We start from the raw sequence: 6,029 nt of genomic DNA, 5'->3' as shown, positions 1-6,029 counted from the left end.
AGTAAGCCAACTTTTAGGGATGGTTTTTCTGGCACAGAATCACCTGTAACATAGGGTATATTATTTATCATTGACTTAACTTTTGATAATATTTTTTTGAATTAGTCATAATTATTGAATCCGACTCTAAGTTAGCTAGCTGTCCCTAATCTTTAATTTCAGTTTAAGGATTTGGCATTAGATGGAGAACCCTATCAATTTTGATGAATAATATAGCCTATTTCATGTAAGTGTAGTAAGCGTGATTCTAGTATATTAGTGAAAGTAAGAATGAATTCTTAATTCCATACTTCAAAAACTATTTAAAAAGTTAGTGCTACTGTACTTCATAAACAACCGAATATGCTGTATATCAATGTGCGCTGGCATATTTACATTTTTTTTACACCTTTTCGCTTACTGCATTTTAAGCTGGACATTGTAAATACCTGAGCGCTCATTGCTATAATTTCCAGCAATTGTTTAAAAAATCCTATTCTCAATATAAATTGCCATAAGCTTTTATATTAGTGATTATTTAGAATAGGATTATTAAATTGCTGAGTCAATCGTTTTCACTGGTATATCTATAAAAATAGGCATGAGATACCTTAATACTTACCACTATTCTAATCATATAAACTTGGGAATATCGATATTAAATATCATTTTAGAAAGTTCTAGAAGCTCTCGGTCTTCAAATAAGCTTTTATAGAAGGAATCGTCTTTAAAAACTTTCCACCTCTCTAGAACATTCATAGAAGAGGCTTTGTTTTCATATTCAAAACTGTCAAAAGAACTACCTTGCCCTCGATCAGATATTTTTTGATAAGGATCTGCTGTAACTTTAAAGCCCAGCTTTTCTGATAATTTTATACGATAACTTGCTTCACAAAACCACTGATTATAATTTACACAAATTCGATCATAACTATCAGATTTAATATTCATTTTTGAGTCAATATATTCTCTCGCATAGTCTTTAAAAATACTGATATATTTAAACTTATCATCATCGTTTCTCTTCATTTTTTTTTGACTTCAATAAGCTAGCAAGCAAATTAAAGGAGTCTCTTAAAATAAGTAATTTAATTTTGTTTTGACTATTACCAATGTATTGAGGAAGTTCTCGATCAAATAAATTTAGCCTGCTATCATTTGGAGGAATGTCTTCAAAACTGTAGATCAAAGCATCTTTTTTTGCTTGACGTATATAGTTTAGATTAACTGAATTGTCACTAGAAACAAAAGTAAACGTTGAAGGTCTAGTAATTAAATATTTTATTAGACCTGTTAACTTGTTTTTACATCGCCAATAAGGTAAGCCTTTAACTATTATACGATCTACGAAAGGACGATTTATATAAACATCAAAAGAGCTGGCAGGAAAATTTCCTTGATTGTGATGATTAATATTATTAACAAAAACAACAGAACCAGGATAGTTCTCAATTAACCAAGAAATGATTGCATGATTACCACTTCTTCTAATGCCAAAAACACGAATTTCTTTGTTTTGTCTATAGTTTTTTATTTTCATATTAAATACGGTTAATTAATCTAGTTAACTTTAACTTGAAATAACGTCTTAAATAATCCTTCCTCTTTTTAAATTGGGAGAAAGACTGCCACCGATCATAAGCAGGAAAAGCAAAATTATTGAAAAAATTTATCCATTGTTGCTTCACAGATTCAGGGGTTAATTCTTGACTTCGTTCAAATCCATTTTTGATAATTTTTAGATATAGTTCAGGATTATTTTTTAGTGTTTTTACTGCCGTGATAGCTTCATCAAGAGATTTAATTATCAGAAAATCTAGCTCAGATTTTCTACAAGCCATAAAAGATGATTCTGGGGCAAGAATTGCTGGAACACCAGCCCTCCAACAATTTATTAATTTACTAGCTGGTTTATTTTTGTAAGGATTTCCATCAAAAGTTCGCACTGCAACTACAGCATCAATATTAGTGTAATCATTCCATTTCTTCGGAGCAAAAATTGGCAGCCATTTGCAGTTTAACTCTTCCAAAGCTTGAATCCATTTGTCTGATTTTAGTTGTTCATCCAATTGACTTCTCGTGCCCATAAAAGCTACATTCTCTATAAGAGAACCACGATTTTGATCTCTTGGAATTAATCCTGGTTGTGGCCAGTGTGATATATAATAAGGATTCCAAATGAAATTTTTATTATTTATCACACTGGCCAGAACCACGATTTTGATCTCTTGGAATTAATCCTGGTTGTGGCCAGTGTGATATATAATAAGGATTCCAAATGAAATTTTTATTATTTTCATAATCCCTAGGGTTATGCACAATATGCAGATGTGCGCTGGAGTGAAATTCCCGATCACCTTTAGCACAAATTAACATTACTTTATTAAAATATTTATAACTATTTCCCAAGGAGTCTCTATCAGCCAACAAAATTCCTTCTTCAGGAATACTATTAACAAATTGACAGTTATAAACTTCTTGTAATTTTAGATATGTTCTGAGAATCCAACTATTGAAATTGTTTCTAAGACCTGACCACTCATCAGGATTCATTTGGAGAAGTTCTGGAGAGATTGGTTTTGGTGAGTAAAAATAGATGGTTTTCATATTAGTAATAAATAGAAAAACTACGTAGGTTAGTGTGGAAATTTATAATTATGTAACTAAAAGTTAAACTCAAATTCGATAGTTCAATTTAATATATTCTGTTTCTTACATAGTTTTTTTTCGTGCTTACCTATTTAAGTATTAACAAAGAACCAAAAATCATTAATGACTGATAAAACTTTTGTTCTCAAGTAGGAAGGGGTTCAAATATCTTTCTTTTGTGTAAGGCTAAGAATTTTTCTATCATGTGGACTCCTGTAAAAATAGTACAATTTACTGATTTTAGAATAGCGCAATAAGTCATAGAGGAAATCACGGGGTGTTTGCCAATTTTTTGGAATATAAGGTTCATTTGGTTTATCCTGAAGTAGATTTATCCAAGCATCACCAATAGCCTGATTTGAAAATTTACTTCTGACGTAATCGCCAGCTAGTAACCCATTCTCATAAATAGTTTTCTCATTAGACAAACCCTGAATAATTAGTTTGGCTATTGTTTCGGGATTTGGCTTGGTTGCTAAAGACTTAAATTTTCCTCTATAAACTGTCTCTTTAAGACCACCCCTAGCCACTGAAAAAACTGTTTTATTACAAGCTTGAGCTTCAACTGCCGAAACACAAAAAGTCTCAGTGCAATACCAAGATGGATTAACTATTGCTCCCCAAGATTGGTTAATTTCTACCTGGAGTTGTTTTGGGGTTAATGAGCCTAAAAAATGAGGCTGATATTGATCAGGTAGACTCTCTAGCCAAGGTTCAATGTAATCGGATTCAAATGTTTGATCGGCAATCCCTATTGAACCTGTATTAGTTTTGCTGCCGTGAAGTTGAATGCTACCAGCAACTTTAAGTTTTAGATCGAGTTTATGTTGGACTAGATAAGACCAAATTTTCATCACCTCAACAAATCCTTTAGAAGGTCTGATTGCACCTACAAATATCAGTGCTTTTCTATTACTTTCGTGATTCTCTAAATCAGGAGTAAATATCTGATTGTAACTATTGTAAGCAACTGCTACTTTTTTCTCCCACCCTGGTACACTTCTAAAAGTATTTGCACAATCTATTGATTTACAGATAACACGATGACCACCAGCTTTGATAAAAGTAAAAACTAAAGAGAAACAACTATAGAGCGATAGCCAGAGAAAGGTTTTATTAAGAAATTGATTGCCAAATGTTAATGAAATGCCATCCCAATGGGATTCATGAACGATTAACCAATCAAATTCTTTAGGTTCTACATTCTCATGTTTTAGGCAAGTAAATTTAGAACACATTATCTCCTGAGTAGAACTTAGGCAGACCTCAAACCCCCTATCATGTAGTAGATTTGCCAATCTGACTGTTGAACCCAACATTCCTGAACCTGCAATATTACCTTCAAGAAATTGGTCAATTGATTGTTCTGGGGTTGAAAATACTGCTTTTTTGGGTGGTAAAGATACTAAAATTTTCATTGTGCTTTGATATTTTGTGATAAATATGTTTTCAATTTTACTGACCTTCTCAGCTATGACGAACTTGAGAATTAATGCACTACTGAAATGAACTCTTAATACTTAATTTTTATATATAATCCTAGCATTAAAAACAATTATATAGCCATCATTTTTCTCAAAACTAGCTTATCAGGTTATGAATTTATAGTATAAAATTTTACTATAACGCCAAAATCAAAAACAGCTATTCTCCTGATAATTTAGAATTAGAAAAAACTTGTTGAAATTACTTTATGACCCTGAAACTATACAATACCCTAACTCGTCGCCAAGAAAATTTTGAATCCCTAGAACCAGGCAAAGTTAAAATGTACTGCTGTGGTGTTACAGTATACGACTACTGCCATTTGGGCCATGCTCGTTCGTATATTGCCTGGGACATAATACGTCGATATCTAATGTGGCGGGGCTATCAGGTACGATATGTGCAAAATTTTACTGATATAGATGATAAAATCCTTAATCGGGCCAGAGAAACAGGTACTTCTATGGAGTCGGTGGCCGAACGCTTCACTGAGACTTATTTTGAGGATATGAAACGGTTGAATGTGCTAGAAGCAGACGAATATCCTCGGGCAACTCAGACAATAGATGGAATTAAGCAGTTAATCAACGACCTGGAAAAAAAAGGTTTTGCCTATTCTGCGGGAGGGGATGTCTATTATCAGGTGCGGGAATTTACCGAATATGGGAAGTTATCGGGCCGTCGCTTGGAGGAAATGCAAGCTGGGGCAAGTGGTAGAGTTGGAGGAGAAAATTTAGAGACCTCTAAAAAGAAAGACCCATTTGATTTTGCCTTATGGAAAGCAGCAAAACCGGGGGAACCTGCATGGAATTCTCCCTGGGGACAAGGAAGACCAGGTTGGCATATTGAATGTTCTGCAATGGTGCGAGAGTGTTTAGGAGAGACTATTGATATTCATGGTGGTGGGGCGGACTTAATTTTTCCTCACCATGAAAATGAAGTTGCCCAGTCGGAAGCAGTAACTGGAAAGTCTTTAGCTAAATATTGGTTACATAATGGCTTTGTCACAATTAATGGGGAAAAAATGTCAAAGTCCCTCGGTAATTTTACCACGATTCGGGATTTATTAGACAAACCTGTAGACCCAATGGCTGTAAGAATGTTTGTTTTGACTGCCCAATATCGAAAACCTATTGATTTTACCCCTGAAGCGATCGCTTCTGCGGAAAATGGTTGGAATACGATTAAGGAAGGTATATTATTTGCTTATCAATATGGTTCTCAGTTGGGATGGGAAACGCCAGAAAAACTATTATCTGAAAAGACAAATTTATTAACTTCTCAAGTTGAACAATTTCAGAAAGCAATGGATGATGATATTAATACTCCTGGTGCTTTAGCTGTTTTATTTGAATTAGCTAAGGAGTTACGTCGAGAGGGCAATATATTAGTACATGAAGGCCAAACTGAAACATCTTTAGAGGAATTACAAAAACAATGGATAACTCTTGTAAAGTTGTCACAAGTATTAGGTTTAGAATTTCAACCAAATGCAGAAATTAATGGTGAAGTTGGAGGTTTAAGTGATGCTGAAATAGAGTCTTTAATTCAGCAACGTTTAGCAGCAAAAAAAGCTAAGAATTATTCTGAAGCAGACCGCATTAGAGATCAACTGCAAAGTCAAGGTATTAAACTAATAGACCAACCTGGTGGTGTAACGCGCTGGCATCGAAATTAGTTAATTTACAGCTTATTCGGTGGTTTATGAAGTACAGTAGGGAGCAGGGATTAGGGAGTAGGGAGCAGGGAGTAGGGAGTAGGGAGTAGGGAGTAGGGTAGGAAAGAATATAGTTTTTCTAATCCTGAGTATCTTGTTAAATCTGCTTTCATTATTTATTTGGACTCTGAACTACTGTTCCACATTTATCATTTTCTTTGTGGGTTTAATACCCCACCGTCAACGGGGGTGTTCACGC

6 protein-coding genes are annotated in these 6,029 nt (G+C 34.1%); 1 reads left to right on the top strand and 5 read right to left on the bottom strand.

Annotated elements, in window-relative coordinates:
- Window positions 1-612: 612 nt before the first annotated feature.
- From D5R40_RS29635 to D5R40_RS29615, 5 genes are all read right to left on the bottom strand, one after another.
- Window positions 613-1,008, bottom strand: coding sequence for a hypothetical protein (locus D5R40_RS29635; RefSeq protein WP_124155630.1), 396 nt, complete (start codon window positions 1,006-1,008; stop codon window positions 613-615).
- On the bottom strand, window positions 992-1,519 hold the full coding sequence (locus tag D5R40_RS29630) for a hypothetical protein (RefSeq protein WP_124155629.1): 528 nt from the start codon (window positions 1,517-1,519) through the stop codon (window positions 992-994). The genes D5R40_RS29635 and D5R40_RS29630 overlap by 17 nt, the downstream gene beginning before the upstream one ends.
- A gap of 1 nt (window position 1,520) precedes the next feature.
- Window positions 1,521-2,195 carry a hypothetical protein gene (locus tag D5R40_RS29625; RefSeq protein WP_124155628.1) on the bottom strand — a complete coding sequence of 225 codons (675 nt, stop codon included), beginning with the start codon at window positions 2,193-2,195 and terminating at the stop codon, window positions 1,521-1,523.
- Window positions 2,170-2,586, bottom strand: coding sequence for a hypothetical protein (locus tag D5R40_RS29620; RefSeq protein ID WP_124155627.1), 417 nt, complete (start codon window positions 2,584-2,586; stop codon window positions 2,170-2,172). The genes D5R40_RS29625 and D5R40_RS29620 overlap by 26 nt, the downstream gene beginning before the upstream one ends.
- A gap of 203 nt (window positions 2,587-2,789) precedes the next feature.
- Complete coding sequence (locus tag D5R40_RS29615; RefSeq protein ID WP_124155626.1) at window positions 2,790-4,046, bottom strand: glycosyltransferase; 1,257 nt, start codon at window positions 4,044-4,046, stop codon at window positions 2,790-2,792.
- Window positions 4,047-4,321: 275 nt separating this feature from the next.
- Here D5R40_RS29615 and cysS point away from each other — a divergent pair, with 275 nt between their 5' ends.
- Window positions 4,322-5,791, top strand: a complete 1,470-nt coding sequence (gene cysS / locus D5R40_RS29610) for a cysteine--tRNA ligase (RefSeq protein ID WP_124155625.1) — start codon at window positions 4,322-4,324, stop codon at window positions 5,789-5,791.
- Window positions 5,792-6,029: the final 238 nt, after the last annotated feature.

Origin of the sequence: Okeania hirsuta, assembly GCF_003838195.1 — a bacterium.
In the GTDB taxonomy this organism is placed as follows: Bacteria; Cyanobacteriota; Cyanobacteriia; order Cyanobacteriales; family Microcoleaceae; genus Okeania; species Okeania hirsuta.
This window is presented reverse-complemented; position numbering and strand designations above follow the sequence as displayed.

Bases quoted from the DNA above. Each gene is read 5' to 3' on its own strand.
- D5R40_RS29635 (WP_124155630.1), bottom strand. From the start codon at position 1,008: ATGAAGAGAAACGATGATGATAAGTTTAAATATATCAGTATTTTTAAA.
- D5R40_RS29630 (WP_124155629.1), bottom strand. From the start codon at position 1,519: ATGAAAATAAAAAACTATAGACAAAACAAAGAAATTCGTGTTTTTGGC.
- D5R40_RS29620 (WP_124155627.1), bottom strand. From the start codon at position 2,586: ATGAAAACCATCTATTTTTACTCACCAAAACCAATCTCTCCAGAACTT.
- D5R40_RS29615 (WP_124155626.1), bottom strand. From the start codon at position 4,046: ATGAAAATTTTAGTATCTTTACCACCCAAAAAAGCAGTATTTTCAACC.
- cysS (WP_124155625.1), top strand. From the start codon at position 4,322: ATGACCCTGAAACTATACAATACCCTAACTCGTCGCCAAGAAAATTTT.